This window comes from Sodalis sp. RH15, assembly GCF_047324255.1.
Lineage (GTDB): Bacteria > Pseudomonadota > Gammaproteobacteria > Enterobacterales > Enterobacteriaceae > Acerihabitans > Acerihabitans ligni.
Window position 1 is genome coordinate 2,616,969 of record NZ_CP178738.1, and the last position, 26,427, is coordinate 2,643,395.

Genomic DNA, 26,427 nt, shown 5'->3' on the forward strand with positions numbered 1-26,427 from the left:
AGGCGTTGACGAATACGAGGAGGAATAGATGAAACTCGGATTAAACCTCTCTTTTGCCATCAAGCGTTGGCTTGGCGGCGGGCAATTGGCAAACGTGGTGAAGCATGAACTGGGCATGGATCGGGTCCAGTTTACCTGGGATTTGGTGGACCCCTGGTGGCCGGCGGCAGCGCGCGACGCCGTTGCGCGAGAGTATGCCGATGCCTTTCGCGCCGCGGGCATTACCATCGAAAGCACCTTCGGCGGGTTGGCTTCCTATACCTATAACCATTTCCTGGCGCCCACCGAGACCCTTCGCGATTTGGGCAAGGAACACTTCATGCGCGCTATCGACATGACCGCTGAAATGGGGGTTCCGGCGGCGGGCATGCCCCTGGGTTCCTATTCGGCGCAGGACGCCCTTGACCCGGGCCGGCGGGAAGACATTTATCAGCGAGCGCTGCAATCCTTGGTGGATGTATCCCGTCATGCCAAAAGCCGCGGTCTGTCGACGCTGCTGATTGAGCCGGTGCCGCTGACCACCGAGTTCCCGTCATCCGCCCGGGATGCGCTGCGTTTGATGACCGATCTTGACGGCGCGACGGATATTCCCGTGCGGCTGCTGGTGGACTGGGGCCATGCGCTGTTTAAACCGATCTTCGGCGAAGACGCCAATATGGAACATTGGATTAAGCAGTGCGGAAACTATATCTCCGCCTACCATATCCAGCAAACGGATGGCCTGCTCGATCGCCACTGGAGTTTTACCCAACCGGGCATTGTCACGCCGCAGCGCCTCAGCGCATTTTGGCGCGATCAGCGTTTAACCCATCAGACATACCTGCTGGAAATCATCTATCCGTTTGAGCAAACGGATGAATTTGTGCTGCGCGATATGCAAGAAGGCATCAAACTGCTGCAAAGCGCCGGCTGATGGCCCTCTGCCGTGGGGCCTCCGTGGAACATGCCTCATTGCCGTTCGAATTCTGTCAGGGGCGTGCCAGCGGAAATGATAGCCTTTGCATACGCTGGGAACGCCACCGGATGGTTCACCGGGTGCGTTTGATGGAAAACAGCATACCGGCCAGTACTATAAAGGCGCCGATAATGGCCAGTTGCCAGGTGCTCGGGATGCCCACCAGGATCAGTACGTTGTTCACCAGCGTGATCAGGATGACGCCGAGCAGGGTGCCTACCACGCTGCCGGAGCCGCCGGTGATGCGGGCGCCGCCGAGAACAACGGCGGCGATAACCTCCAGTTCGGAACCCGCCAGGTCGAAGGGATTGGCCAGGCGGTTGCTGGCGACATGCATAATGCCGGCGATGCCGGCAAGCAGGCCCGCATAGGCGAACACAAACACCCGCACGTTGCGCAGGTTATAGCCAAGCCGTTGGGCAATGTCGGCATTACCCCCCACCGCATAGATGGCCCGGCCCATCAGCGTACGCTGCAGCAGGTACCAGGTGGCGACGGCGGCAACCGCCAGCGCCAGCACGTAGGCGGGAAGCGCCGACGTCCCGCCGCCGGCGCTCTGGTGATGGAAAAGCGCATATTTGCCGAACGCATCCATCGATGCCGGGATGTTCATAAACAGCGCCGTGCCGACAAAGGTCAGCAGGAAGCCGCGGATCACATACTGCGTGCCGATGGTCACAATCAGCGACGGCGCCCTGAGGGCGCTGACCAGCAGGCCGTTGACCGCCCCCAGCAGCGCGCCGCCCGCCGCGGCCATCAGCAGAATGGGCGCCATGGACATGCCGGGCGCCAGGTCCGTCACCAGTTTGGTGATGACGTACATCACCAGGGCGGCGATGGCGGTGAAGGAGACGTCAAGCCCGCCCGCCGCCAGCACCACCAGGACGCCCAGCGCAAACAGGCCGCTCACCACGGAGGAGCGCGCCATGTCGAACAGGTTCGACACCTGCCAAAAGGCGGGGTTGAGGGTGCCCACCACCAGGCAGACCAGGACTATCAGCAGCAGCGTCACCGCCGGCGGATGGTGAATGAACCAGCGGCTGAGGCGTACGCCGTGGCTTGCCGTGCCGTCGCGGCGATGCTGTGTTGCGATATCGGTCATTGTGGCGTCTCCGGGCGCTCTTCCGCCGCCATGGCGCGGTACAGCGCCCCTTCCTCAAGGTTATCCGCCGCGAATGTCGCCGCCACGGCCCCCCGGCGCATCACGAGGATGCGGTCGCAGTTTTGCAGCAGTTCCGGCAGGTCGTCGCTGATGATGATGACGCCCATGCCGTCGCCGGCGAGCCGCTGGATGATGCGATAAATGGTGTCCTTCGAGCCCACATCCACCCCCGCCGTGGGCCCGTGCAAAATCAGCAGCCGCGGCTCGATGGTCAGCCAGCGGCCAATGAGCACGCGCTGCTGATTGCCGCCGGAGAGCGACRTGACGGGGTTGTCGCTGTCGGGGGTGACAATCTGCAGGTCATCGATGGTCCGCTGGGCGGCGGCGTGATTGCGTTTGCCGTCCAGCAGGCCGAACGAGCCGCGCAGGCGGTCGAGCATCGCCACGATGATATTCTCCTTAATCGATTTCTCCAGGAACAGCCCCTCGGACAGCCGGTCCTCCGGCACATAACCGATGCCGGCGCCGATGGCCTGCGCCGGGCTGCCGAGGGTGATGGCGGCGCCGTCCAGCGTTATCCGGCCGCTGTCCGCCGGTAAAATGCCCGCCAGGGACAGGGCCAGTTCATTGCGGCCGGAATCCAGCAGCCCGGTGATGCCGAGGATTTCACCGCGCGCCAGCTGGAAGGACACGTCCCGGTAGCCGCCGCGCCGGCCGAGGCCGTCGACGCCCAGCAGCGCCTCGCCGCCGTCAAAGGCGGCGCGGTACCGGGTGTCATCCAGCTGCTTGCCGGTCATCCAGAAGGCGAGCTGCCGCTTTGACTGTCCGGCCACATCGCATTCGGTGACCTTCAGGCCGTCGCGCATGATGATGGCCCGGCCCCCGATAGCCTTGCACTCGTCGAGCTTGTGCGTGACGAACAGCACCGATACGCCCTGCGCCTGCAGTTTGCCCACCACCGCAATCAGGTTGTCCACCTCGCGCCGGGTGAGGGCGGTGGTGGGCTCGTCCATGATGACCAGGCCGGCGTCCGACGCAATGGCCCGGGCAATGGCAATCAATTGGCGGGTGGCTATCGGCAGTTCTTCCACCGGCGTGTCGAGAAACGCCGCATCGGCGGGCAGGTTGACCTTGGCCAGCGCGCGCACCGCGGTGTCCTTGAGCATGCGCAGGTCCAGGCGCCGCGCCAGACTGCCGCCGGCGGCCACCAGCTGGCGGGTCAGCGCGACGTTTTCGGCCACGCTGAGATTGGGCAGCAGCGACAAATCCTGATAGACGGTCTCAATGCCGGCGGCCAGCGCGCCCACCGGCGTCAGCTTGTCCACCCGCCGGCCGTTAATCAGCAATTCGCCGCCGTCGGACGGCTGCGCCCCGGAAATGATTTTGATCAGCGTGCTTTTGCCGCAGCCGTTTTCCCCCATCAGGTGATAGACGCGGCCGCGTTCGATAACAAAACTGATGCCTTTAAGCGCCTTGACGCCGCCAAAGTGTTTTTGCAGATCGCGCACCTCGAGAAAAGGCACGGTCTGCGCCGGGTTGCCGGCGGGCGAGGTATCGGCTTGAACGGTCACGGGCATGGCTTTTATCCAGGCAGGTTTACGGGTGGGGATCGGCAACTGGCCGCCGATCCGAGTTTGTTGACAAAGTGCCTGGTCGGGATAGGCTGCCAGATCGTAAACACGCCGTGAATCCATCCCTGGAGGCTCGATCCGCGCCANNTCCCTGGCGCGGACGGTTTACTCTTCTGGCAGCCTATCCCTCCCTATTAACTCTGAGTACTTTATCAGCAGTCTGAGACCGGCGGCCGGCCGCCGATCCGTTGCACTCTCTGTGGCCTTAGAGACTCAGAACGGGTATTGCYGGTAGTTGGACTTGTTGACGTCAACCCAGGCCTGACCGGTGACGATGATGCCCTTGCCGGGACCTTTTTTCACCGACACCTTGTTATAGCCGGGTACGCCCAGGTCCATGCCGTCGGTAACCTGCTTGCCCTCCAGCAGCATCTGCGCCACCTTGTTCATGATGTAGCCGGCATCCTTGGGATCCCAGAAGGAGATGCTCTGCACGGTGCCGGATTCCAGATACTTGCTGGTGTCCTTCGGCAGGCCGAGMCCGATGACGCACACCTTGCCGGAGAGGCCGGCTTCCTCCACGGCGCGGCCGATGCCGATGACATCAATAGCGGAACCGCCCTGGAAACCCTTGATATCCGGGTATTTACGCAGGATTTCGCGCGCTTTTTCGTAAGCTCTRTTGGCGTCGTTGAARGATTCATTCTTGGGGGACACCAGCTGCATCTGCGGGTACTTCTTGGCGTTCTCGGCGCCGCCGTCGGCCCACTGCACGTGGGTCAGGCTGCCGAGGGAACCGACGAASGACGTCCATTTCCCGCTTTTGCCCATGCATTGCGCCAGCTGTTCGTTGAAGTGGGCGCCGAAAGCGGTATTATCGAACGCCTCGATATCCACCAGCGTGTTTTTCAGGCTGTCCCCCTCATGGGTAACGACCTTGATGCCGCGATCCATGGCGCGTTTGAGCACGCCTTCAATGGCCGAGGGGTCCATCGGCACCACGGCGATGGCGCTGACGTTCCTGGCCACCAGATCCTCTATCAGGCGTCCCTGCTGGGCGGCATCGGCTTTGGCCGGGCCGATCTCGCTGGTGGTGACGCCGGGATTGTCCCGGCCGTAGGCAACGACGCCTTCATTCATGCGGGTAAACCAGTTCTCGCCGGTTATCTTTACCACCGTCACGATGGACGGCGCGTCTTTCGCGAGCAGGGGCGGCGCCGCGCACAGGGCGCCCAGCGCAACGGCGAGGGCGGTAAGTTTACGTATCATTGGCATCAACGTTTCCTCATTATGGTTGTGTTGCACGTAGGGTAAGAGTTCGCCGCCGGCGCCGATAAGACGCCGGCGGCGATAAAACGCGTCACGTTCGTGACGCAAGCCAAGACCGGATATCGACGCGCGACACCGCCAGGAACAGCAGCAGCAGCAGGCCCCAGGCGCAGTCGCGGAAAAAGTTGGAAATATTCAGGAAATTGAACAGGCTGGCCAGCATCTGCAGCGCGGTGGCCGACAGCACGACGCAGACGATGCGCCCGTAGCCCCCGTCCGGCCGCACGCCGGCCATCACCACAATCAGGATGGCGATAAGCACATAGGAGCTGCCATAGTCCCACTTCACGCTGGAGGTGCGGGCGGCGATGACGATGCCGGCGATACCGGCCAGAACGCCGCTGGCGGTGTAGGTGAGAAACAGCATCTTTTTCAGCGCGATGCCGGCGTACCGCGCGGCCTTGGCATTGCTGCCCATCAGATAGAGCCGCAGGCCGAAGGGGCAAAAACGCAATACGATGCCCAGCAGCAGCGCCACCGCCAGAAACAGCGAAAAACACAGCGGCAGGCCCAGCACCGGCGAATTGCCGAAATCGTCCAGCGGTTCGATATAGCCGATACTGATGGCCGACCCGTTGGTCAGCACCACCGCGATGCCGGTGAAGAACATCTGCGTGCCCAGGGTGGCGATAATCGGCGTCAGGCCGGCATGGGCTATCAAAAAGCCGTTAAGCATGCCCCCCGCCAGCCCCACCAGCAGGGCGACGGCCGCGAAGGCCCAAACGAACAGCAGCGGGGCGTCATCAGCCGACACCCAGTGGCGCACCAGCAGATAGGACAGGACGCCGGCCAGATTGGCCAGGGCGATGCCGGACAGGTCGATGCCGCCATTGCCCGAAATCATCGCCAGCATGACGCCCAGGGCCAGCAACCCCAGTTCGGGCACCTGCGCCGACATGGATTGAAAGTTGTACAGGGTGATAAAGTTGGCGCCGGCAAACGCCACGCCGGCCGCTAACACCAGCACGTTGGCCGCGGCCAGAAAATTGAGCTGACGGTCCGACAGAATGTTACGCATCGATCATCTCCTCCTAACGGCGCCCTCTTTACGCTGCGCCGGTCCGGAAATCCACCGCTCAGCACATACATAAGTATGCTATATTTTACATTAGTATTTGTCGACCCGTCAGTTGCAAATATATGGCCGCGATCACTGCTGTGATAATCATGGCGTGCAGGAAATATCCGGAAGCGGGGGGAAAGCGCGGGGCGGTGCATTGAACAGGCTGGCTACGTCTCCCAATAAAAAAGGCTTGCTCTTTCAGGCAAGCCTCGGGTCTGCAGTCTGACGGTTACTTTAGGCAATCCGCACAGGCGTTGCGCTGAATTTGCTCGAAGAAATCGTTGCCTTTGTCATCAACCAGAATGAATGCCGGGAAATTTTCCACTTCAATTTTCCAGATGGCTTCCATTCCCAGCTCCGGATACTCAATACAATCCAGGCTCTTGATGCTCTGCTGGGCCAGCACGGCCGCCGGGCCGCCGATGCTGCCCAGGTAGAAGCCGCCGTGTTTATGGCAGGCGTCCGTCACCTGACGGCTGCGGTTGCCTTTGGCCAGCATGATCATGCTTGCGCCCCGTGATTGCAGCAAATCCACATAGGAATCCATCCGCCCGGCGGTGGTCGGCCCCAACGAACCGGAAGCATATCCGGTCGGGGTTTTGGCCGGGCCGGCGTAATACACCGGATGATCCTTGATGTACTGCGGCAGGTCCTCGCCGTTATCGATACGCTCCTTGAGCTTGGCGTGGGCAATATCCCGCGCCACAATAATGGTACCGCTCAGTGAAAGGCGGGTGGATACCGGGTATTGGGAAAGCTGGGCGAGAATGTCTTTCATGGGGCGGTTCAGGTCCACCTTCACCGCGTCGCCTTCACCCTGCTGGCGCAGGGACTGCGGAATGTAGCGGCCCGGATTGTGTTCGAGTTTTTCAATCCAGATCCCGTCACGGTTGATTTTGGCTTTGATATTGCGGTCGGCGGAGCAGGACACGCCCATGCCCACGGGGCAGGAGGCGCCGTGGCGCGGCAGGCGGACCACGCGGATATCATGGGCAAAGTATTTGCCGCCGAACTGTGCGCCCAGCCCCAGGTTTTGCGCTTCCGCCAGCAATTCCTGCTCCAACTGCACGTCGCGGAAGGCCTGTCCGTGTTCATTGCCTTCGGTCGGCAGACCGTCATAATAATGGGCGGATGCCAGTTTGACGGTTTTCAGCGTGCTCTCCGCTGAAGTGCCCCCAATCACAAACGCGATATGATATGGCGGGCAGGCGGCGGTTCCCAATGTGCGCATTTTTTCCACCAGATAGGTTTTCAGCTTCCCGGGGCTCAGCAGCGCCTTGGTTTCCTGGTAGAGATAGGTTTTGTTCGCCGAGCCGCCGCCTTTGGCGATGCACAGGAACTTATATTCGTCGCCATCCACGCTGTAGAGGTCAATTTGCGCCGGCAGGTTGGTGCCGGTGTTCACTTCTGTATACATATCCAGCGCGCTGTTCTGTGAGTAGCGCAGGTTATCTTCGATGTAAGTGTTATAGACACCCTGCGCCAGGCGGGCCTCATCGCCGCCGCCGGTCCACACGCGCTGGCCCTTTTTACCCATGATAATCGCGGTGCCGGTGTCCTGGCAGGTGGGCAGCACGCCTTTCGCGGCGATTTCAGAATTTCTCAGAAATTGCAGCGCAACGTATTTGTCGTTTTCGCTCGCCTGCGGGTCATCAAGAATGGACGCCACTTGCTGTTGATGGGCAGGACGCAACATAAACGCGGCATCGTGAAACGCCTGTTGCGCCAGCAGCGTAAGGGCTTCGGGGGCAACCTTCAGCATTTCCACCCCCTCAAACTCAGTGATGGAAACATGGTCCCGGCTTAACAGATAGTATTCGGTGTCCTCGTGGGAAGAGGGAAAAGGGTTTTGGTAATGGAACGGTTTATTCGACATTTTTCGCTCACTTCATCCGTTATTGTATTGTCGCCATTCATCCAGGGATCCTCGGGAAATATCAATGGCGACATCTTGTTCATTTTGCCGCGGCCAGGCCGCTGTTTCGACGGGCCGGCTGCGGTGATGGATAATGACCTATGCCTTCGTGCTTGCGTATCTGCGGCCCGGCCGTTTATCAGAACGTCATCGCCACTCAAGGATAACCAATAACCACCGGCGCAACCAAGACGACGGCGCCAAAAATGGTACCCAGCCGCCAATAATCGCCATATTTTATCCCCTGAACAATTGGATTTGCAGGAAGGCGGCGACGCAGCGACAATTCTGCCTGGAGCGGATTTCAACGCTGCTTGCAGCGGCCCCGTCGGAGCGAGGACCTGGGGGCGGGTATTGCCAACGCGCCGGCAACGGGAAATATGGCGGGTATATACGTTAATGAGGGACCCTTAGCCCTGGCTGGAGACCACGGGTAAAGACCACTTGCCATAATTGAATATCCCTGGCCCGAAATGCCCCTGCGCAGGCATTAAGATAATAGATAAACATTCTTTTGAATCGTTCGGAATAATTCACTTTTAACTGAGGCCATTCCGCCAGGAAATGCTCATGCCAAGCCATTAATGTTTTATCGTAATCTGAACCGAAGTTATGCCAGTCTTCCATGACAAAGCGTTTTTCACTGGCGTTGGCAATTTGTTTTATCGAGGGAAGGCACCCATTAGGGAAGATATATTTATTAATCCAAGGATCAACATTATGGGTTGTTTGATTGGCGCCGATAGTATGCAGAAGAAAAATACCGTCCGATTTCAGGCAGCGGTCGACAACCTTGAAATAAGCGTCGTAATTTTTCGGGCCGACGTGTTCAAACATGCCCACGGACACGATGCGGTCATATTGCTGCCGTATATCACGGTAGTCCTGCAATAGAATCCGGATGTCCAGTCCGCCGTAATGCTTGGCCGCAAAAGCTTGCTGCTCGGCGGAGATGGTTACGCCATGAACGGTGACGCCGAAGTTTTGCGCCGCGTAGGCCGCCAGTCCGCCCCAGCCGCAGCCGATGTCCAGCAGCGTCATACCCGGCCGGAGCCGGAGCTTGTGACAGATCATATCCAGTTTATCCCGCTGGGCATCATACAGGTTGTCGGCCCGCTTCCAGTACCCGCAGGAATACTGCATGTAGGGATCAAGCATGAGGCAGAACAGGTCATTGCCCAGATCATAGTGCTCTTTTCCCACGATCCAGGCGCGTTTCCTTGACTGGAGGTTGGTTAGCCGGGCAATGGCAATGCGCAGGACGTCATGAACACGAGACGGCATTTTTTTATCGAGACGGGCGCTTAATATTCGTTGGAAGAATATATCCAGCCTGCGGCACTCCCACCAGCCGTCCATATAGCTTTCGCCCAGCCCGACGGAACCCTGTTGTAATACCCGTTTGAAAAACAGCGAATTGTTGACCTGAATATCCCAGGGCTCTGAGCCATTGATACTAATGCCGGCCTGGTTAAGCATACTGTCCGCAATACGACGCCATTCGTTTTTATTACCGCGGCTATTGACCACGCTTATATCATTCATAATGTCATCCTGGTTCAATCTTAAATGACGACGCTAACCGCTCACGGTAACAGGCCATAAATTAGAGGCTATTTGCAATCGCGGATGCGACGGATTTATTATCGAACAAATCACGCAGGCCCGTGTTATCATAAAAGGACAATCTATGTAGATTAACGGCCATTCCATGCCATACCCGTCCCGTTTGCCCCTCCATGAGGACGCGATGATTCAGCTGGTCGCGGTGCCTGACCGACTGACTCTGCCCCGTTCCGTTTTTTTCCGCACCTGCTTTTTGCCAAAAGGCGTGCTCATCAGCCAGCATCAGCACCCATTTGTCGAGTTTCTCTACGCCCGCGAAGGCGGGATGCGCGTAGAGATCGAAGGAAAGGCGCTTATTGTGCCGGGCTTCCACGGCATCTGGATCCCGGCGAATGTACCCCATCGTCTTCTGACCACCAGCGATGTGCTGCTGGAAAGCCTCTATATCGAACAGGATTCCGTAACGATCAATCACAATAACTGCCGGGTGGTGGTGATCAGCAGCTTCGTCAGGGAATTCATCCATCATGCGACGGAACATGTGCCGGAACAGTACGACAGCGCCGGGGATGACGGCATGCTGGTCAAAGTGCTGAGCGCGCAGATCCAGAAACTGCCGGATGCCGGTTTTTCACTAGCGTGGCCGGTCTCCCAGACATTGATGCGGGTGTGCCGGGAAATCCAGGAAAAACCGGATGAGGAGCACAGTATTGATAAGTGGGCGGCCAACACCGGCATGTCGGTACGGACCTTTTCGCGCCGTTTCAAGAAAGAAACCGGCGTCGCCTTCGGCGAATGGAAGAAACGGATGCGGCTTCTGGAATCCGTGATCATGCTGAAAAATAATCGCAGCGTAACCCAAGTGGCTCTGGACCTCGGCTACTCCGGCACCGCCTCTTTCTCCTATGCTTTCCGGCAGATGTTTGGCGTACCGCCGACCCGCTATTAGAGGTTGACCCGCCGCCTTTGCCATCAGTGCATGGCAATCAGCAGCGGGAACAGGAAGGGCGCCACCAGCGAGGTAATGATCCCGCAAATGACCAGCGCGAGCGAACTGAACGCCCCTTCTTCATAATCCAGTTCGGCGCAGCGGGCGGTACCCAGCGCGTGGGAGGCCGAGCCCATCGCCAGGCCGCGCGATGCTTTGGTATGGATATGCATCGCGTTCAGGAGAATATGTCCGAATACCGCTCCCAGTATCCCGACAAAGATCACGCAAACCGCGCTGATGGCGGGAATACCGCCGATACTGTTGCCCACCGCCATTGCGATGGGCGTAGTGACGGATTTGGGCATGATGGACGCGGCAACGGCGGGTGTGGCGCCCAGCCGCAGCGCAATCCATGTGCCGGAGATCATCGCCACCAGACTGCCGAGGAAGCAGATGCTGATAAGTGACTTCCACCGCCGCCTGATCTGGTGCAATTGCTCATACAGCGGATAGGCCAGCGCCACGACGGCGGGCTGAAGCAGGCTGTTGAGCAGCTCGCTGCCTTTGAAATAACGGGTGTAGGGTATTTTTGCCAGTATTAATAAAACTATCAGTATGATCATCGAAATCAGCAACGGGTTGAATAACGGATTATTCAGCCGTGCCGCCAGCCGGCGAACCAGGAAAAACACTACCAGCGTCAGCGGTAGCGACCACCAGATATCATGAAGCATGTTTTATTCCTTTCTTGCCATCGGCTTTGACCAGCGATGCTTTTTCCCGGTGTATGGCGTGCGAACACCAACTCACCGTAATAAGTACAATCAGGGTGCTGGCGGAACAGGAAACGACCACCGGGGCGAATTGCGCCCGTAATAAATCAAAATACTGCATGACGCCGACGCCGATGGGCACAAACAGCAGCGACATATGGCGGATCAACAGATGGCATCCTGGTTTTACCCATTGGCTTGGGATGATTTGTAACGACAAGAGCATAAACAGGATAAGCATGCCGATAATGCTGCCCGGCAGCGTGACGGGTAATACGGCGGCAATAGCGATTCCGGCATATAAACAAGCATAAATCAGTAAAAACGCACGGAGCAGCTGAGAAAAACGGGTGATGAATAGAGACATGACGTTTTTTACCAAAAGTAATGCGCCAAAGAACTGGGGCTTATTATCATGCAATTGATCTGTCTTTATTTATTAAATGAAGACAATCTCTATCTATTTAAGGACAAAATCGCCGCGATTATCAGGGTGGTTTTGAGCAGTCCCGTTAAATGAAAATGGCGTGTATTGACCTGCGCTTTAACATAGCAGCCACTGATAAATAGCAATTTTGTTACAAAATTTCGGCGCCGGACCGGCGCAAAAATCACGTTGAAAGGTAATACTGTGACTAATGAATAATTTCTGGTGAAAGTGAAGATGCGGTCCTGGCTCAATGAATGCTGATAAGCCCCAACGTTTTTTTGACGGTCACAACGATCTGTTGCTGAATTTGTGGCTGCATCATGGCGCCAACCCGGCGGAGGCCTTTTTCGCCGGCCTGGCGCCGGGGCATCTCGATTATCCGCGCATGGGCCGCGGCGGTTTTGCCGGCGGCTTGTTCGCGGTATTTGTACCGCCGGCGGCCTATCTGGCCCAGATGCGCAAACGGGCGTCAGCCGCCGTTGCAACCCAGAGCGATCCTTTGGCCATTACCACGGCGCAGATAGCGATATTGCATCAACTGGCGCAGGGTTCCGCGGGCCGGGCCCGTCTGTGTGGTTCAACGGATGAAATTGAATATTGCCTGCGGCACAACGTGCTGGCGATGGTGTTGCATATTGAAGGGGCGCAAGCCCTCGATCCGGACCTGCTGTTGCTGGATCAATTTTACCAGCAGGGCCTGCGCAGCATCGGCCCGTTCTGGAATGAACAAAACCAGTTTGGCGCCGGCGTGACGGGGGATTTCCCCGGATCGCCTGATAGCGGTACCGGCATGACGCCGGCAGGCAAGGCGCTGATTCATGCCTGTAATCAGAAAAAGATTCTGATCGATCTGTCGCATATGAATGAAAAGGCGTTCTGGCAAACCGCCGAACTGAGCGACGCGCCCTTGGTGGCGACCCATTCCAATGCGCATGCCCTTTGCCCGCAGCCGCGCAATCTCACCGATGGCCAACTGGCGGCCATCGCCGCCAGCGATGGCCTGGTGGGCGTCAACTTCGGCACGGCATTTGTGCGGGCGGACGGCAAGCGCGAAGGCGATACGCCGATAACCGACATCGTCACGCATCTGTGCTACCTCATGGACAGGGTAGGTGAAGACAGGGTGGGCTTCGGTTCCGATTTCGATGGCGTCAACGTGCCGAACGCCTTGGGTGATGTGGCGGGCATGCCGCTGCTGCTGGAGGCGATGGCCCGTGCGGGGATCAATGACGCATTGCGCGAAAAGCTCGCCTGGCGCAACTGGCTCAGGGTGTTGAAGCGCACCTGGTCTTAGCAGGGAATAGAATTTTTGTTGTTCTTCGGATTACCCCCCAGAGTATGGGGGTCAGTGATCCTTCATTTTAACGCTAAGAGGAGAAACATGATGACTGTGTGGACAAAACCGACGTTCGTAGACCTGCGTCTGGGTCTGGAAGTGACTCTGTACATTTCCAACCGTTAATCTCTGATGCCCGCGCTGCTGCGGGCATATTCTTTTTTAATTCCCGGTCAGCTTATGCAGATAAAAGTGTTAGGCTCCGCCGCGGGCGGAGGATTTCCCCAATGGAACTGCAATTGTGAAAACTGCCGGGGCGTACGCGCCGGCACGATAAAAGCCTCCCGGCGGACGCAATCTTCCATTGCCGTAAGCGATAACGGCACGGAATGGGTGCTATGCAATGTATCCCCCGATATTTGCCATCAAATCCTGGCGACCCCGGAATTGTCGCCTCCGCCCGGCGTGCTGCGCGGTACCGGCATCGGCGCCATTATCCTTACCGACAGCCAGATCGATCATAGCGCGGGCTTGCTCAATTTGCGGGAAGGCTGCCCGCACCAGGTATGGTGCACCGACGAGGTCCATCAGGATCTCACCTCCGGTTTTCCGGTGTTCAATATTCTTTCGCACTGGAACGGCGGGCTTGAGCATCACCTTATAGTGCCCGGGCGGCCGTTCAGCGTCGCTGTGAGCCGGACGCTGCAATTTACGCCTATTCCGCTGCTGAGCAATGCTCCGCCTTATTCCGCGTACCGCGACCGTCCGCTGCCGGGCCATAACATCGCGCTGTTTATTGAAGACGGCCGCAGCGGCAAAACCCTGCTTTACGCGCCCGGCCTGGGCGACCCGGACGACGTGTTGATGCCGTGGCTGCGCAAGGCGGACTGTCTGCTGATTGACGGCACGCTGTGGCGTGATAACGAACTCGCCCTCACCGGCGTGGGCCGGCATACCGGCAAAGACATGGGGCATCTGGCGCTGGGGGAAGAGCAGGGGCTGGCGGCGCTGCTGGCCTCGCTGCCCGCTCAGCGCAAGATTCTGATTCACATCAATAATACCAATCCCATCCTCGATGAAGACTCCGCTGAACGGCAAAATCTGACGCAGCAAGGCATCGAAGTGAGCCGGGATGGGATGCTGATTGAGGTATAGCCATGACACAGACGCAACCGCTGTCTCCCCGGGCCTTTGAACAGGCGCTGCGGGACAAAGGCGCCTACTACCATATCCACCATCCCTACCATATCGCCATGCATAACGGCCAGGCGACCCGTGAACAGATCCAGGGCTGGGTGGCGAACCGCTTTTATTATCAGACCAGCATCCCGTTGAAGGATGCGGCCATCATGGCGAACTGCCCGCATCCGGACGTGCGCCGCAAATGGGTGCAACGCATCCTGGACCATGACGGCCACGGCGGCGGCGACGGCGGCATCGAGGCCTGGCTGCGCCTCGGCGAGGCCGTAGGCCTAAAGCGCGAAGCGCTGCTGTCCGATGACATGGTGCTGCCGGGCGTGCGCTTTGCCGTGGACGCCTATGTCAACTTCGCCCGCCGCGCCAACTGGCAGGAGGCCGCGTGCAGCTCCCTCACCGAGCTGTTTGCGCCGCAGATCCACCAGGCGCGCCTCGATACCTGGCCCGGCCACTATCAGTGGATCGAAGCGGAAGGCTATGACTACTTCCGCAGCCGGCTGAGCCAGGCGAACCGCGACGTGGAGCATGGGCTGCAGCTGGCGCTGGAGTATTGCGACAGCGTGGAGAAACAGCAGCGCATGCTGGAAATCCTGCAGTTCAAACTGGACATTCTCTGGAGCATGCTGGATGCCATGAGCATGGCGTATGAACTGAAACGTCCCCCTTACCATACCGTCACCACCGGGTCGGCCTGGCACAAAACGAGGCTGGTATGATGGAGCCGACGCTATCGCAGACGCCGGTGTTCCGGCGCGGTTTTCGCCTGCAGTGGGAAGAGACGCAGCAAAGCCATGTGATCCTCTACCCGGAAGGCATGGCGAAGCTCAATGACAGCGCCGCCGCCATTTTGCAACTGGTGGACGGCAAGCGCACCCTTGGCGATATTATCGCCGATCTCTGTGCCCGGTTTCCCGAGGCGCAGGGGCTCGGCGATGACGTCAGCGAATTTTTCGGCCAGGCCTACCGGCAAAAATGGATTATCTTTCGTGAATGATCAAAAACCGGCGGTTAATCCGCCGCTCTGGCTGCTGGCGGAACTCACCTACCGCTGCCCGCTGCAGTGTCCGTACTGCTCTAATCCCCTCGATTTCGCGTCGCAGGATAACGAGCTGACCACCGCCCAGTGGATCGAGGTGTTCAAGCAGGCGCGCGCCATGGGCAGCGTACAGCTCGGTTTTTCCGGCGGCGAGCCGCTGATGCGCAAAGATCTGGCGGAGCTTATCGGCGCCGCCCGCGGTCTCGGCTTCTATACCAACCTTATTACGTCGGGTATCGGCCTAACGGAGAAAAAGCTGCAGACCTTCGCCGACGCCGGCCTTGATCATATCCAGATCAGTTTCCAGGCCAGCGATGAAAGCCTGAACGCCGCGCTGGCGGGGTCGGAAAAAGCCTTCCGGCAGAAGCTGGCGATGGCAAAGGCGGTAAAGGCCCATGGCTATCCCATGGTGCTCAATTTCGTGCTGCACCGCCATAACATCGATCAGATTGACCGCATCATTGAGCTTTGTATCCAGCTTGAAGCGGATGATGTCGAGCTGGCCACCTGCCAGTTCTACGGCTGGGCCCAGCTGAACCGGGAAGGATTGCTGCCGACCCGGGAGCAAATCGAGCGCGCCGAGCAGGTCGTGAAGCGCTATCGTGAACGCATGGCGCAGAGCGGCAGTTTGACCAATCTGCTGTTCGTTACGCCCGATTACTACGAAGAACGCCCCAAGGGCTGCATGGGCGGCTGGGGCGCCATCTTCCTCAGCGTCACGCCGGAGGGCACCGCGCTGCCGTGCCACAGCGCGCGCCAGCTGCCGGTGAAATTCCCTTCGGTGCTGGAGCATGACCTGGACCATATCTGGCGCCACTCCTTTGGCTTTAACCGCTATCGCGGTTTCGACTGGATGCCGGAGCCGTGTCGCTCCTGCGATGAAAAGGAGCAGGATTTCGGCGGTTGCCGTTGCCAGGCATTTATGCTGACCGGCAGTGCCGACAATGCCGATCCGGTCTGTGCAAAATCATCTCACCACGACAAAATCCTCGCCGCGCGCGAGGCGGCCAACCGCACGCGGACGCAGATCCATGAGCTGCAGTTCCGCAACCGCGTCAACTCGCAGTTGATCTTCAAAAACAGCCCATGAACGTGAACGGGGACCGGCAGGAAGAGCAGCTTCGGCTGCCGAATGGTTTACGCCTCTGCCTGCGGCATGAAGCGCAGGCGACAGAGGCCGCCGCGCTGCTGCGGGTGGACGCGGGGAGCGATGACGAACCGCCGGCCTGGCCGGGCCTGGCCCATCTGCTGGAACATCTGCTTTTCGCCGGCAGCGGCGCCTATCAGCAGCAGCAGCGTCTGTTAGCCTGGATTCCGGCGCAGGGCGGCCGGCTGAACGCCACCACCCGCGGCGACCGGACCGCCTTCTTTTTTGCCGTCGATCCTCCGAAGCTGGCGCCGGGCCTGGCGCGTCTGGTGGATATGCTGGCCGCGCCGTTGTTTGATCCTGCCGCCCTCGAACAGGAGATAAACGTCATCGAGGCCGAGTATCGGCTGCTGATGAACGATGCGGATACCCTATGCGACGCGGCGCAGTTATCCCTGTTCGAGGGGACGCCGGCCCTGGCGCGTTTTCAGGTGGGCAGCCGCGCCGGGTTCGGCACGGACCTGCCGTCTTTGCTCCGCGGACTGCGGGAGTTTCATCAAAACCATTACCACGCCGGCAGCATGACGCTGTGGCTGCAGGGGCCGCAGCCGCTGGCCGAGCTGCGCGCCCTGGCCGGCAGCTGCGGCGTCCAACTGCCGGCGGCCCGGACCGCCGCTCCGGCGCTGACGGCGCCGGGCGATGACATGCTGAATACCGGGTCCGGCAGTGGCGGCGTCTGTCCGCCCGACCCCCCGGCGGCGGCGCTACGGCTGACGGCGCGGGGCGACGCCATGCTGAATGCCGCGGGTCCCCCGCGGCTGCGGCTGAGTTTTGCCCTGAACGGCTGGCGGGATTGTGATGCCGGCTGGTTTGGCGTTTTGCGCGTGCTGTTGAATGACGAGGCGGACGGCAGCCTGATGGCCTGGCTGCGAGAGTGCGAGTGGTGCGACGGCGCACGCCTTATTCTCAGTTGGCGCGGTCAGGATGCGGCCATCGCGGCGGTGGAATTTACCTTAACCCGGGCCGAACCCGCCGTCGGCGCGCAGGTGGAGCGGGGGTTTTTGTCTTGGCTACAACAGTTGTCCGCCCTGTCGGATCAACAGCTGCGCCATTATGCCCGGCTGACGCAGCGGCGCTTGAACAGCCAAACGCCGCTGGATCAGCTGCGGGACCTGGCTTTTGATGCCCCCGCGCTGCGCTGCATCGCCCCTCCTGCCTGGCGGCGCTGGCTATCTCGATTCCGGCCGGAGGGCGTCAGCCGTTTGTGGATAACCGGGCAGGTAAGGGGGGATCCGGTGCGTAGCCGGGGTTTCGACCTGCGGCTCGCCCCGTTCATTTTGCCTGCCGTGACGCCCGCTCGGCCGCCGACGCTCCGTTTTTATGCCGGCAACGCCTCCCCCCGGACGCCACCCTTGCCATGGACGCCCCCGGTATCGCCGAACGCCCTGCCGGCCGAGTCCGTCCCACTGCGGCACATAGCGGCGGATGAGGCTCCGGTACTGATGCTTTATCCGGCGCCCGGCAGTGATTTTACCGAGGTGCAGGGGCATATTCTGCAGGCCGCGCTGCGGGCGCAAGGGGGGAATCTGGTGCATTTCGGGGGAGAGCTGCGCATTGAGCGGCGGCAGGATGTCTGGCTGCTACAGCTTGGTGCCGATGAGATGACAATGCCCGCCGCGCTGGAGGCGATAAGCGCACGGCTGCGGGTTCTGACCCAGGCGGTCATCCGCCAGGGACGGCGCTCCCGGCTATATGAACTGCGGCGCGAGCAAGGGCAAATCCCGGTGCGCCGGCTGCTGAGCCAACTGCCGCGCTGGCTGCGGACGGCGGACGGGGCCGGAGCGGAGCAGGGGCCGGAGCAAGAGGATGGCGCCTCCCGCCGGCTGACGGAAATCTCCTGGCAGGGGACGCTCTACGGCGGGTCCGACGGGCTGCGCCAAACGCTGTCCCGCATGCTGCGCCGTTTCCCTGGCGCCTTTACGGCAGCGTCATTCCCGGCCGCGGCGGATGCGGCATGTTCATCCGCTGCCGCATTTCCTCCCCTCGCCGCGCTTGCATCCGGCGATGCGCCGGCTCGCGCATTCCGCGGGCAACCGGCCGCGGCGCGCTATACGCTGACGCAGGACCGGGGAGATAACGCCATGATACTTTTTTGCCCGCCGCCGGCCGCCGACGTCGACACCCGGCTGGCCTGGCGTCTGCTGGCGCTGATTTACCAGCCGCTGTTCTTCCAACAGCTGCGCGTGGAACAGAATATCGGCTATGTGGCCAGCTGCGGCTTTCATAATACGGTCTGGCATGAAGGCGTACTGTTTGCGCTGCAGTCACCGCATCTTAACGGTGAAGAACTGTTTCAGCGCACGCTGTCATTTTTGCGGCGAATGGAACAGCGGCTTGGCGAGATGCCGGCGGATCGGCTGGCAGAGCGGCGCTCCACGCTTTGGCGGATGCTGGCCCACCGGGATGCAAACCGCTTTATCCGCGCCGGCCAGGAGTGCTTCGCCCTTGACCTGGCGCTCACCACGCCGCAGGCACAAGCGCGCCTGGCACACATGGACCAAAAGAGGCTCAGGGGCTGGCATCGGGTATTTACCGACTCCGCCACATACCGCGCCGGCAGCCTGTTGGCCATCACCGTCCCTAAGGCCCCCTAGGCGGTTGAAGTCAGTTAAGTAAAATTTATTGATTAATCGTAATTAAATATGACTGTCGCCCCGTCATCGATTCCCGGCCAGCGGTTTAAGTCTATATTTTTATGGCAAGGATTTGTCAGAGAAAGGGATTGGAGCATCGCAAGGTTCTCGTGCCTGCTTCTCATTAATCCTTATATTTTCTGATGTAAATAAAAAGAAAGACAACCGCAAACCGTCGGCCCGGATCACTCTTAAAGGCTGTCTGCTCCTTCATACACATTTTCAAATACAGGGTTATTCTATGGAGAACACAATACATCCAAAACGCCCCTGGCTCATCGCGTTATTACTGCTGTTAATAGGCTTGGCGATGACGATTGGCGGTGTCTGGCTGACCGCGCTGGGCGGCTCGCCGTTTTACCTGCTGGCCGGCATCGCACTGCTGATAGACGCGGGATTGGCCTGGCGCAGGCATAGCGCCGCGCTGTGGGTTATGGCGCTTATTCTGCTGGCCACCATAATCTGGTCTCTCTATGAGGTGGGCTTCAACTTCTGGCAGCTTGAGCCGCGTCTGGTCATGGTGGCAGTGCTCGGCATCCTGCTGCTGCTTCCCTGGGTGCGCCGCAAATTATTTCCCGTCGCCCGCGCGGCGGGACTGGCGCTGGGGATAACCGTGGTCGCCGCCGTACTGGTGATGATCTTTGCCGCAACCCGGCCGGTAGGCGTTTCCGGTACGGCCGATTTCACCGCCCGGACACAGGATGCCCATGATACATCGGTGCCCGACAGCGACTGGCTCTATTATGGCCGCACGGCGCACGGCGATCGCTTTGCCCCCCTCGATCAAATCAATGCCGGCAATGTGCAAAACCTCAAGCTCGCCTGGAGCATGCGCACCGGCGATACCATGCAGCCCGGTGAAGATCAGGGCGGCACCGATGCCGGGCATGAATTCAACTTTGAAGACACGCCAATCAAAGTCGACAATACCCTCTATGTCTGCACCGGCCACAGCTGGGTTGAAGCCATCGATGCCGCCACCGGCAAAGTTAACTGGAAATTCAATCCTAACGCCGATACCAAGGCGGATGTCTATCTGGCCTGCCGCGGGGTCAGCTACTACAAGGCTCCCGAAGGGACGGTTACGGATTGTCCGGAGCGCATTATCGCCCCGGTGCTGGATGCGCGCATGATGGCGCTGAACGCCAAAACCGGCCGGCTTTGCCAGGATTTCGGCGATCACGGCTATGTTTCGCTGACGCAATATCTCGGCCATGTCCCCGCCGGCTACCATTTTGTCACGTCGCCGCCGATGGTGGTAAACGATCGGGTCATTCTCGGCGGATGGATATTTGACAATCGGGCGACCAATGAGCCCTCCGGCGCGGTACGCGCTTTTAATCCCATCAACGGACAGCTGATTTGGGCCTGGGACATCGGTCATAATCCGGAAAACTGGACACCGGGTCCGAATGATGAATTGACGCGCGGTACGCCCAACGCCTGGGGCGTATATACGGCGGATCCCAAACTCGGGCTGGTTTATCTGCCCACCGGCAACGCCACGCCTGACTACTACGGCGGCGAACGCCGTCCGTTTGACGAAAAATACAGCAGCTCCACCGTCGCACTGGACATCAACACCGGCGCCCCTCGCTGGCATTTCCAGAACGTTCACCACGACCTGTGGGATTTTGACGTTCCGGTGGGCCCGTCGCTGGTGGATCTGCCCGGTCCGGACGGCAACCCGGTTCCTGCGCTGGTGCAAACCACCAAACGGGGCGAGTTTTTCATGCTGAACCGCGAGACCGGCCAGCCCATTGCGCCGGTGGAAGAGAAAAAAGTGCCCCAGGGCGCGGTGCTGGGGGATCATACCTCGCCGACCCAAGCCTTCTCGGTGGGCATGCCTTCTCTGGCGCCAAAGGATCTGACCGAGCGCTCGCTGTGGGGCGCGACCCTCATTGATCAGATGGTATGCCGGATCCAGTTCCGTAATTCCGTCTATCACGGCCAGTTCACTCCGCCGCAGCTGAAAAATACCATTGTTTATCCCGCCTTCGACGGCGTGATCGACTGGCATGGCGCAAGCATCGATCCCACGCACAAGATCCTGATTGCCAATGCCAATTACATACCCTTTATGGTAAGCCTGGCGCCCCGCGGTCCCGCGGAACAGCAAGGCCTGGTACAGAAATGGAACGGCAGCGGCAATGAACCGCCGGTGAAGGGGAATTTTTCCCCCCAGTACGGCACGCCTTATATTGGTAAAGTCCATCCCTGGCTTGACCCCATAGGTGTCCCCTGCAACCCGCCGCCGTGGGGCACCCTGACCGCCATCGATCTGGTTAAACGCCAGATCATCTGGCAGCATCCCATCGGCACCACCCGCGATACCGGCTTGTTCGGCACCCACACCAATGTTCCATTGCCAACGGGTATCTTTAATATCGGCGGCAATATGGTGACCAAAGGCGGGCTGGTATTTATCGGCGCCACGGCGGATGATTATCTGCGCGCCGTTGATGAACGCACGGGCAAGGTGGTATGGAAAGCGCGTTTACCCGCCGGCGGACAAGCCACCCCCATGTCTTACACGGTGGGGGGTAAACAGTACATCGTGATTGCGGCGGGGGGCCATGCCGGACTGGGCACCCGCTCGGGGGATTACGTTCTGGCTTATGCCTTGCCTTAAGCCTGTCCGCGGCATTGTCCTGTACACATTGCCAGGTTAGGACCATCCTCTCCGGCTCCCGCAACGGGAGCCGGAAATCATCAGGCCTTTTTTAGAAAACAGCACACAGGTATCCTCTCTTACCCATGGACTTCCCGTAATAATCTTTCGGATCGGGATGGTAACCGATGGCTTTACCGTCGCCTTGTGCGGCACACTCTTTATTTCCCTCATCCTGATACATCGCGGGGACGGGGCCAAATAATTTTGCGTTATTCCAAAACTGTTTTTGACCCGGCGGGCTAACAAGCTTAGGCGAAGTCGCAGAGGGCTTATCGCCAGGGGTGAAATTAAAATAGGCGCAACCGGAAAAAAGCATGATAAAAACGCCAAAAATAATTGAAGTTAAATTTCTAATCATAATGTGTATACCTAATAATGAGCTGTGTGTTTTATAATCTCGGTATGATAAAAACCAGCGAGATAAAAAAGTTTGATAAAATTAAAATCATTATGTTTTATAAAGTCGCTTTAGAATATATTTAAAAAGTTTATTTATCACCGGTATCGTTTTAAGCTACCTCTCATTATCGAAAGTAGCAATTGCGACTTTTAGAATACATTGCGCTTAATCTATTTTGAGAAAATACTTAAATTATAATAATAAAAATTTCATTAATTTCAAACAGTAATGAGGAAATTAACTTGTTAACCCACATGAAAAGTCATCGTGCGTTTTATTGATTGCTGATTGCGAAAATTGCCGCGACAGCATTTTTTGGCCTTATCACGGACTGTACAGCGGCTATTTTAGACTTCATAAAGGTCAGGTACGCTTTTGAATAAGGAAGGGACAATGAGTGAACATCGGTTGCGGGTCGGTATTATCGGTTTACAGCCCGGGCAAAGCTGGGCCGCACGGGCCCATATACCCGCTCTGCGGGCCTTGCCGGACCGGTTTGACATTGCTGGAGTGGCCAATAGAAGTCGCTCCAGCGCCGAAGAGGCCGGAAAAGCCTATAATCTCCATGCTTTTTCCAGCGTGGATGAGCTGGTGAATTCCCCGGATGTGGATATCGTCACGGTGACGGTAAGGGTTCCCAATCATAAAGAGGTGGTCAGAAAAGCCATTGAGGCAGGTAAATCCATTTATTGTGAATGGCCTCTTGGCAGGGATCTTAGTGAAGCCGAAGAGCTCGCCGCAATGGCGGCGGAACACCAGATCAAAACCGTTATCGGTACCCAGGCACGACTGGCGCCCGAAATGCTTTACCTGCGCGGGCTTATGGACCAGGAATATTTGGGCGAAATACTTTCGTCTGCTGTTTTAGCCTATGGCAGGGGCTGGGGCGCCACCATCAGCGACGAGAAAAGGGAAAGCTACCTGCTGGATAAAACCAACGGCGCCACCATGTTATCCATCCCGATGGGCCATACGCTGGCGGCGATGCAGGATATCATTGGCGGCATCAAACAGGTTTCATCCATCATCGGTAACCGGCGCAACACAGTGCTTTCTTTACAGGATGGAAAATCCATCGCCATGACCGCCCCGGATCAAGTGCTGGTTAACGGCGTGACTGAAAAAAATATCCTGTTCTCTCTCCACTATCGCGGCGGAACAGCGCCGGACGGCCATGGCCTGATTTGGGAACTGAACGGGACAAAAGGCGTTATCAGGATTACCGGCCCGTCGGGACATACGCAAATGGTCCCTCTGCAGATTGAATGCTGCCTGCTTGGCGATACCGCGTTCAAGCCGGTGCCGGTGCCGGAAACCTTTTTACAGGGCTGTCCCGCGGATGTGATTCCGGGTAATGTGGCCAGAATCTACAGCAGGCTGGCGTCGGATCTACAGACCGGCAGGCACACCGCCCCCGATTTTGGTGATGCGGTGCGATTGCACCGCTTATTAACGGCTATTGAACAGTCATCAGGGTGCGGAACGCGCATTACAGTCTAATAGCCATAAGTCCTCTGCCGAGCGCATGGGTATTGCCCCGGCGGAGTCATTCCTGCTGATTGGTTTGCTGTCCCCTAGCGCCTGTTTCATCGTACCCGCACCCATCGGCGGCTTGGCCGGGGCGGTGCCGGCCCCGGAGTGCGTTTCTTTTGCCTTAGGGTAAAATAGCGGTTAAAACTCTTCACGCAATAAACACGCTAATAGGAAATGACCATGAATAACACAGTAACACTCCATGCCGACCCGCTGGTCTGGGGACACGGACCGAAGGTTTTCGAAGTTTTCCTTGAGCCTACCTGTCCGTTCTCGGTGAAGGCGTTTAACAAGCTCGATGCTTTGCTGGCGGCAGTGGGCGAAGACCAGATGACGCTTAAAATCCGCCTTCAATCCCAGCCATGGCATATGTATTCCGGCGTTATCGTTCGTTATATCCTGGCGGCTTCCACGCTGCCGGCGGGTAAAGCCGATGCCAAAGCGGTACTGAAGGCCGTGGCCTTACACCGGGAAGAGTTCGAGTTCACCGATCATTGCGCCGGCCCCAATATGGACGCCACGCCCAATGATATCCTGGCCCGGTTGAAGCGCTACAGCGGCGTGGATGCCTATGCGCCTTTCGCCCGGCCCGAGCTGCAAGCCGAGGTCAAATGGCACTGCAAATATGCCCGGCAAAACGGTATCCATGTTTCGCCCACGTTTATGATAAACGGACTTGTGCAGCCGGATATCAGCAGCGGCGATGATATCAGCGAATGGGCAAAACGAATCCTGGCGTAGCGTTAAAGCGCTAGGTTGCCTTGGACTCAATGCCTCGCCGCATCTTTGCCATTACTTGAACCAAGGCCTCCCGTTCTTCGGCGGACAGCGTTTGCAGCAAGCTGTTCGAGACGCGTTCGGCCACCGGCCGGGCTATAGCCAGCATAGCGCGGCCTTCCTCGGTGAGCTGGACGAGACGGCGGCGGCTATCGGCGGGATCCGCGCGCCGGGCGATGAGCTGCCGTGCTTCCATGCGCCCCAGCATTTCCGCCAGGGTCGCCTTGGTGGTGGCGCTCGCCTGTCCGAGCGTGGCCTGATCGAGTCCGTCCGGCGAGAGGGCCAGCGCCTCCAGCACCGCATATTGCGGTTTGGTGAGATCGGGCATCAGCGAGGTCCACCTGGCGGTATGCTCCTGCAGGACGACGCGCATAAGGTGAAACAACGTCTTGTCAAACATCCACTCTATCCTATCCAGTATGTTTCCGTTTACGCCCGTGCGGCGGCGGAGGGGTATTATTGCCGCTGCGTGCGGCCGGCACAAGCATATCCCGGGATGATCGCTGGGCCGGCTTGACGTTCGTATACGAACTAAATACACTGGCCGGGAAGTATCTTTAAGAAAAGTATGCTCGCATATATAGAACGTATGCGAACAATAATCTATCTCTTTACTTCGATCGCGCGGCCCCCTGCGTTATCTCTGGCGCCGGTCGCCTCTTCATAATGAATAGGGGTTTAACATGATATTCGACGACTTGCGCCAATTCCTGAAGGCGCTTGATGAAAACGGCCAACTGCTGCATGTGAAAGAACAGGTCCAGGCCGAGCCGGATCTGGCGGCGGCGGCCAATGCCGCCGGCCGGATCGGGGATAAGGCGCCGGCGTTGTATTTCGATAATATCGAGGGTTTTACCGACGCCAGGGTGGCGCTTAATACCCTGGGTTCATGGCCTAATCACGCTATCGCCATGGGCATGGATCCCGGCACCTCAACCAAGGACCAGGTGGCGGAATTCATCCGGCGCTGGGACGAATTCCCCGTGCCCGTGCAGCACCGTGAAAATCCGCCGTGGCGGGAAAATTGCGTCGTAGGCGACGATATCAACCTCTTTGAGATATTGCCGCTGTTTCGCCTTAATGACGGCGACGGCGGCTTTTATCTGGATAAAGCCGCCGTCGTCTCGCGGGACCCGGCAGATCCCGGCAATTTCAACAAACAGAACGTCGGCATCTATCGCATGCAGGTCAAGGGCAAGCGCCGCCTCGCCATCCAGCCGGTGCCGGTCCACGATATCGCTATTCATCTCAAGGCGGCGGAAGAACGGGGCGAGGACCTGCCGGTGGCAATCACGCTGGGTAACGATCCGATCATTACGCTGATGGCGTCGACGCCTTTGCGCTATGACCAGTCGGAATACGAGATGGCCGGGGCGCTTAGGCAGGCGCCTTATCCGGTAGCGACGGCCCCGCTGACCGGGTTCGACGTGCCGTGGGGCTCGGAGGTCGTTATCGAGGGCGTGATAGAAGGCCGCAAGCGCGAACTGGAGGGGCCGTTCGGCGAATTCACCGGAAATTATTCGGGCGGACACAGAATGCCGGTGATAAGGATCGACAGGATTTCTTACCGAACACAGCCGATCTTCGAGTCCCTGTATCTCGGCATGCCCTGGACGGAAGTGGACTACCTGATCGGTCCGGCGACCTGCGTCCCGATTTACAAGCAGCTCAAGGCTGATTTTCCCGAGGTGCAGGCCGTCAATGCCATGTATACCCACGGCCTGCTGGCGATAATTTCCACCAAAAAACGGTATGGCGGATTCGCGAAAGCGGTGGGGCTGCGCGCCATGACGACGCCCCATGGGCTGGGTTATGTGAAAATGGCGATCGTGGTGGATGAGGACGTGGATCCGTTCAACCTGCCGCAGGTCATGTGGGCCCTGTCCACCAAGGTGAACCCCGCCGGGGACCTGGTGCAACTGCCCAATATGTCGGTCGTCGCGCTGGACCCCGGATCATCGCCCTCCGGCGTGACCGATAAGCTGGTTATTGATGCCACCACCCCGGTCGCTCCGGACACGCGGGGCAATTACGGATTGCCGGTGCGCGATCTGCCCGAGACCGCGCAATGGATCGGCCGGCTGAATGCGCTGATCGCGAAAAACCATTGAACCGATAC

At 58.8% G+C, this 26,427-nt stretch carries 23 protein-coding genes; 13 read left to right on the forward strand and 10 right to left on the reverse strand.

Features of this window, described 5'->3' with window-relative positions:
- The first annotated feature begins 28 nt into the window (after window positions 1–28).
- Window positions 29–913, forward strand: a complete 885-nt coding sequence (locus ACL2XO_RS12130; RefSeq protein ID WP_132922184.1) for a sugar phosphate isomerase/epimerase family protein — start codon at window positions 29–31, stop codon at window positions 911–913.
- Window positions 914–1,028: 115 nt separating this feature from the next.
- On the opposite strand, the gene ACL2XO_RS12135 is transcribed toward ACL2XO_RS12130, so the two are convergent.
- The 6 genes from ACL2XO_RS12135 to cfa all read right to left on the reverse strand — a co-directional run bounded on the left by ACL2XO_RS12135 (window position 1,029) and on the right by cfa (window position 9,480).
- Window positions 1,029–1,958 (reverse strand): ABC transporter permease, encoded by a 930-nt coding sequence (locus ACL2XO_RS12135; protein ID WP_413743053.1) that lies wholly within the window; start codon window positions 1,956–1,958, stop codon window positions 1,029–1,031.
- Window positions 1,959–2,053: 95 nt separating this feature from the next.
- Window positions 2,054–3,751, reverse strand: coding sequence for a sugar ABC transporter ATP-binding protein (locus tag ACL2XO_RS12140; RefSeq protein ID WP_413742810.1), 1,698 nt, complete (start codon window positions 3,749–3,751; stop codon window positions 2,054–2,056).
- 150 nt (window positions 3,752–3,901) lie between these two features.
- Entirely contained in the window at window positions 3,902–5,005 is a 1,104-nt protein-coding gene (locus tag ACL2XO_RS12145; protein ID WP_413742811.1) for an autoinducer 2 ABC transporter substrate-binding protein, read from the reverse strand.
- Window positions 4,989–5,975, reverse strand: a complete 987-nt coding sequence (locus ACL2XO_RS12150; RefSeq protein ID WP_413724080.1) for an ABC transporter permease — start codon at window positions 5,973–5,975, stop codon at window positions 4,989–4,991. Before ACL2XO_RS12150 ends, ACL2XO_RS12145 begins: the two co-directional genes overlap by 17 nt.
- A gap of 274 nt (window positions 5,976–6,249) precedes the next feature.
- Complete coding sequence (gene fumA / locus ACL2XO_RS12155) at window positions 6,250–7,896, reverse strand: class I fumarate hydratase FumA (protein ID WP_132922180.1); 1,647 nt, start codon at window positions 7,894–7,896, stop codon at window positions 6,250–6,252.
- Between the two features lie 435 nt (window positions 7,897–8,331).
- The gene (gene cfa / locus ACL2XO_RS12160; protein WP_413742812.1) at window positions 8,332–9,480 is read right to left on the reverse strand and encodes a cyclopropane fatty acyl phospholipid synthase; all 1,149 of its coding nucleotides are present in this window, start codon (window positions 9,478–9,480) and stop codon (window positions 8,332–8,334) included.
- Between the two features lie 205 nt (window positions 9,481–9,685).
- Between cfa and ACL2XO_RS12165 the strand changes: the two genes are divergently transcribed.
- Window positions 9,686–10,450 (forward strand): helix-turn-helix domain-containing protein, encoded by a 765-nt coding sequence (locus tag ACL2XO_RS12165; RefSeq protein WP_413742813.1) that lies wholly within the window; start codon window positions 9,686–9,688, stop codon window positions 10,448–10,450.
- Window positions 10,451–10,473: 23 nt separating this feature from the next.
- Here the strand turns inward: ACL2XO_RS12165 and ACL2XO_RS12170 are convergent, their stop codons facing one another.
- Window positions 10,474–11,166 carry a CidB/LrgB family autolysis modulator gene (locus tag ACL2XO_RS12170; protein WP_413724083.1) on the reverse strand — a complete coding sequence of 231 codons (693 nt, stop codon included), beginning with the start codon at window positions 11,164–11,166 and terminating at the stop codon, window positions 10,474–10,476.
- Window positions 11,156–11,572 (reverse strand): CidA/LrgA family protein, encoded by a 417-nt coding sequence (locus tag ACL2XO_RS12175; RefSeq protein WP_132922176.1) that lies wholly within the window; start codon window positions 11,570–11,572, stop codon window positions 11,156–11,158. Before ACL2XO_RS12175 ends, ACL2XO_RS12170 begins: the two co-directional genes overlap by 11 nt.
- Before the next feature lie 313 nt (window positions 11,573–11,885).
- Here ACL2XO_RS12175 and ACL2XO_RS12180 point away from each other — a divergent pair, with 313 nt between their 5' ends.
- From ACL2XO_RS12180 to ACL2XO_RS12215, 8 genes are all read left to right on the forward strand, one after another.
- Entirely contained in the window at window positions 11,886–12,929 is a 1,044-nt protein-coding gene (locus ACL2XO_RS12180; protein ID WP_413742814.1) for a dipeptidase, read from the forward strand.
- A gap of 96 nt (window positions 12,930–13,025) precedes the next feature.
- Window positions 13,026–13,097: a pyrroloquinoline quinone precursor peptide PqqA gene (gene pqqA, locus ACL2XO_RS12185; RefSeq protein WP_071789594.1), complete on the forward strand. Its 72-nt coding sequence runs from the start codon at window positions 13,026–13,028 to the stop codon at window positions 13,095–13,097.
- A gap of 54 nt (window positions 13,098–13,151) precedes the next feature.
- The gene (gene pqqB / locus ACL2XO_RS12190; protein ID WP_413742815.1) at window positions 13,152–14,066 is read left to right on the forward strand and encodes a pyrroloquinoline quinone biosynthesis protein PqqB; all 915 of its coding nucleotides are present in this window, start codon (window positions 13,152–13,154) and stop codon (window positions 14,064–14,066) included.
- Between the two features lie 2 nt (window positions 14,067–14,068).
- Window positions 14,069–14,824 carry a pyrroloquinoline-quinone synthase PqqC gene (pqqC, locus tag ACL2XO_RS12195; RefSeq protein ID WP_132922173.1) on the forward strand — a complete coding sequence of 252 codons (756 nt, stop codon included), beginning with the start codon at window positions 14,069–14,071 and terminating at the stop codon, window positions 14,822–14,824.
- Window positions 14,824–15,102: a pyrroloquinoline quinone biosynthesis peptide chaperone PqqD gene (gene pqqD / locus ACL2XO_RS12200; protein ID WP_413726918.1), complete on the forward strand. Its 279-nt coding sequence runs from the start codon at window positions 14,824–14,826 to the stop codon at window positions 15,100–15,102. The genes pqqC and pqqD overlap by 1 nt, the downstream gene beginning before the upstream one ends.
- Complete coding sequence (gene pqqE, locus ACL2XO_RS12205) at window positions 15,095–16,234, forward strand: pyrroloquinoline quinone biosynthesis protein PqqE (protein WP_203521867.1); 1,140 nt, start codon at window positions 15,095–15,097, stop codon at window positions 16,232–16,234. The genes pqqD and pqqE overlap by 8 nt, the downstream gene beginning before the upstream one ends.
- Window positions 16,231–18,885 (forward strand): pyrroloquinoline quinone biosynthesis protein PqqF, encoded by a 2,655-nt coding sequence (gene pqqF, locus ACL2XO_RS12210; protein WP_413742816.1) that lies wholly within the window; start codon window positions 16,231–16,233, stop codon window positions 18,883–18,885. The genes pqqE and pqqF overlap by 4 nt, the downstream gene beginning before the upstream one ends.
- Window positions 18,886–19,165: 280 nt before the next feature.
- Window positions 19,166–21,556: a membrane-bound PQQ-dependent dehydrogenase, glucose/quinate/shikimate family gene (locus ACL2XO_RS12215; RefSeq protein ID WP_413742817.1), complete on the forward strand. Its 2,391-nt coding sequence runs from the start codon at window positions 19,166–19,168 to the stop codon at window positions 21,554–21,556.
- A 91-nt stretch (window positions 21,557–21,647) separates the two neighbouring features.
- Here ACL2XO_RS12215 and ACL2XO_RS12220 read toward each other — a convergent pair whose 3' ends face one another.
- A complete protein-coding gene (locus tag ACL2XO_RS12220) occupies window positions 21,648–21,956 on the reverse strand; it encodes a hypothetical protein (protein ID WP_132922168.1) in 309 nt (102 codons plus the stop codon).
- Window positions 21,957–22,391: 435 nt separating this feature from the next.
- Here ACL2XO_RS12220 and ACL2XO_RS12225 point away from each other — a divergent pair, with 435 nt between their 5' ends.
- Window positions 22,392–23,498 carry a Gfo/Idh/MocA family protein gene (locus ACL2XO_RS12225; RefSeq protein WP_413742818.1) on the forward strand — a complete coding sequence of 369 codons (1,107 nt, stop codon included), beginning with the start codon at window positions 22,392–22,394 and terminating at the stop codon, window positions 23,496–23,498.
- 213 nt (window positions 23,499–23,711) lie between these two features.
- Window positions 23,712–24,272: a DsbA family protein gene (locus ACL2XO_RS12230; RefSeq protein WP_413742819.1), complete on the forward strand. Its 561-nt coding sequence runs from the start codon at window positions 23,712–23,714 to the stop codon at window positions 24,270–24,272.
- A 10-nt stretch (window positions 24,273–24,282) separates the two neighbouring features.
- Here ACL2XO_RS12230 and ACL2XO_RS12235 read toward each other — a convergent pair whose 3' ends face one another.
- Window positions 24,283–24,708 carry a MarR family winged helix-turn-helix transcriptional regulator gene (locus ACL2XO_RS12235; RefSeq protein WP_132922165.1) on the reverse strand — a complete coding sequence of 142 codons (426 nt, stop codon included), beginning with the start codon at window positions 24,706–24,708 and terminating at the stop codon, window positions 24,283–24,285.
- A gap of 283 nt (window positions 24,709–24,991) precedes the next feature.
- On the opposite strand from ACL2XO_RS12235, the gene ACL2XO_RS12240 reads away from it, so the two are divergent.
- A complete protein-coding gene (locus ACL2XO_RS12240) occupies window positions 24,992–26,419 on the forward strand; it encodes a non-oxidative hydroxyarylic acid decarboxylases subunit C (RefSeq protein WP_413742820.1) in 1,428 nt (475 codons plus the stop codon).
- Window positions 26,420–26,427 lie beyond the last annotated feature (8 nt).

Bases quoted from the DNA above. Each gene is read 5' to 3' on its own strand.
- ACL2XO_RS12130 (WP_132922184.1), top strand. From the start codon at position 29: ATGAAACTCGGATTAAACCTCTCTTTTGCCATCAAGCGTTGGCTTGGC.
- ACL2XO_RS12220 (WP_132922168.1), bottom strand. From the start codon at position 21,956: ATGATTAGAAATTTAACTTCAATTATTTTTGGCGTTTTTATCATGCTT.
- ACL2XO_RS12230 (WP_413742819.1), top strand. From the start codon at position 23,712: ATGAATAACACAGTAACACTCCATGCCGACCCGCTGGTCTGGGGACAC.
- pqqB (WP_413742815.1), top strand. From the start codon at position 13,152: ATGCAGATAAAAGTGTTAGGCTCCGCCGCGGGCGGAGGATTTCCCCAA.
- fumA (WP_132922180.1), bottom strand. From the start codon at position 7,896: ATGTCGAATAAACCGTTCCATTACCAAAACCCTTTTCCCTCTTCCCAC.
- ACL2XO_RS12215 (WP_413742817.1), top strand. From the start codon at position 19,166: ATGGAGAACACAATACATCCAAAACGCCCCTGGCTCATCGCGTTATTA.
- ACL2XO_RS12175 (WP_132922176.1), bottom strand. From the start codon at position 11,572: ATGTCTCTATTCATCACCCGTTTTTCTCAGCTGCTCCGTGCGTTTTTA.
- pqqD (WP_413726918.1), top strand. From the start codon at position 14,824: ATGGAGCCGACGCTATCGCAGACGCCGGTGTTCCGGCGCGGTTTTCGC.
- ACL2XO_RS12225 (WP_413742818.1), top strand. From the start codon at position 22,392: ATGAGTGAACATCGGTTGCGGGTCGGTATTATCGGTTTACAGCCCGGG.
- ACL2XO_RS12235 (WP_132922165.1), bottom strand. From the start codon at position 24,708: ATGTTTGACAAGACGTTGTTTCACCTTATGCGCGTCGTCCTGCAGGAG.
- pqqF (WP_413742816.1), top strand. From the start codon at position 16,231: ATGAACGTGAACGGGGACCGGCAGGAAGAGCAGCTTCGGCTGCCGAAT.
- ACL2XO_RS12165 (WP_413742813.1), top strand. From the start codon at position 9,686: ATGATTCAGCTGGTCGCGGTGCCTGACCGACTGACTCTGCCCCGTTCC.
- pqqC (WP_132922173.1), top strand. From the start codon at position 14,069: ATGACACAGACGCAACCGCTGTCTCCCCGGGCCTTTGAACAGGCGCTG.
- cfa (WP_413742812.1), bottom strand. From the start codon at position 9,480: ATGAATGATATAAGCGTGGTCAATAGCCGCGGTAATAAAAACGAATGG.
- ACL2XO_RS12150 (WP_413724080.1), bottom strand. From the start codon at position 5,975: ATGCGTAACATTCTGTCGGACCGTCAGCTCAATTTTCTGGCCGCGGCC.
- ACL2XO_RS12170 (WP_413724083.1), bottom strand. From the start codon at position 11,166: ATGCTTCATGATATCTGGTGGTCGCTACCGCTGACGCTGGTAGTGTTT.
- ACL2XO_RS12180 (WP_413742814.1), top strand. From the start codon at position 11,886: ATGAATGCTGATAAGCCCCAACGTTTTTTTGACGGTCACAACGATCTG.
- ACL2XO_RS12240 (WP_413742820.1), top strand. From the start codon at position 24,992: ATGATATTCGACGACTTGCGCCAATTCCTGAAGGCGCTTGATGAAAAC.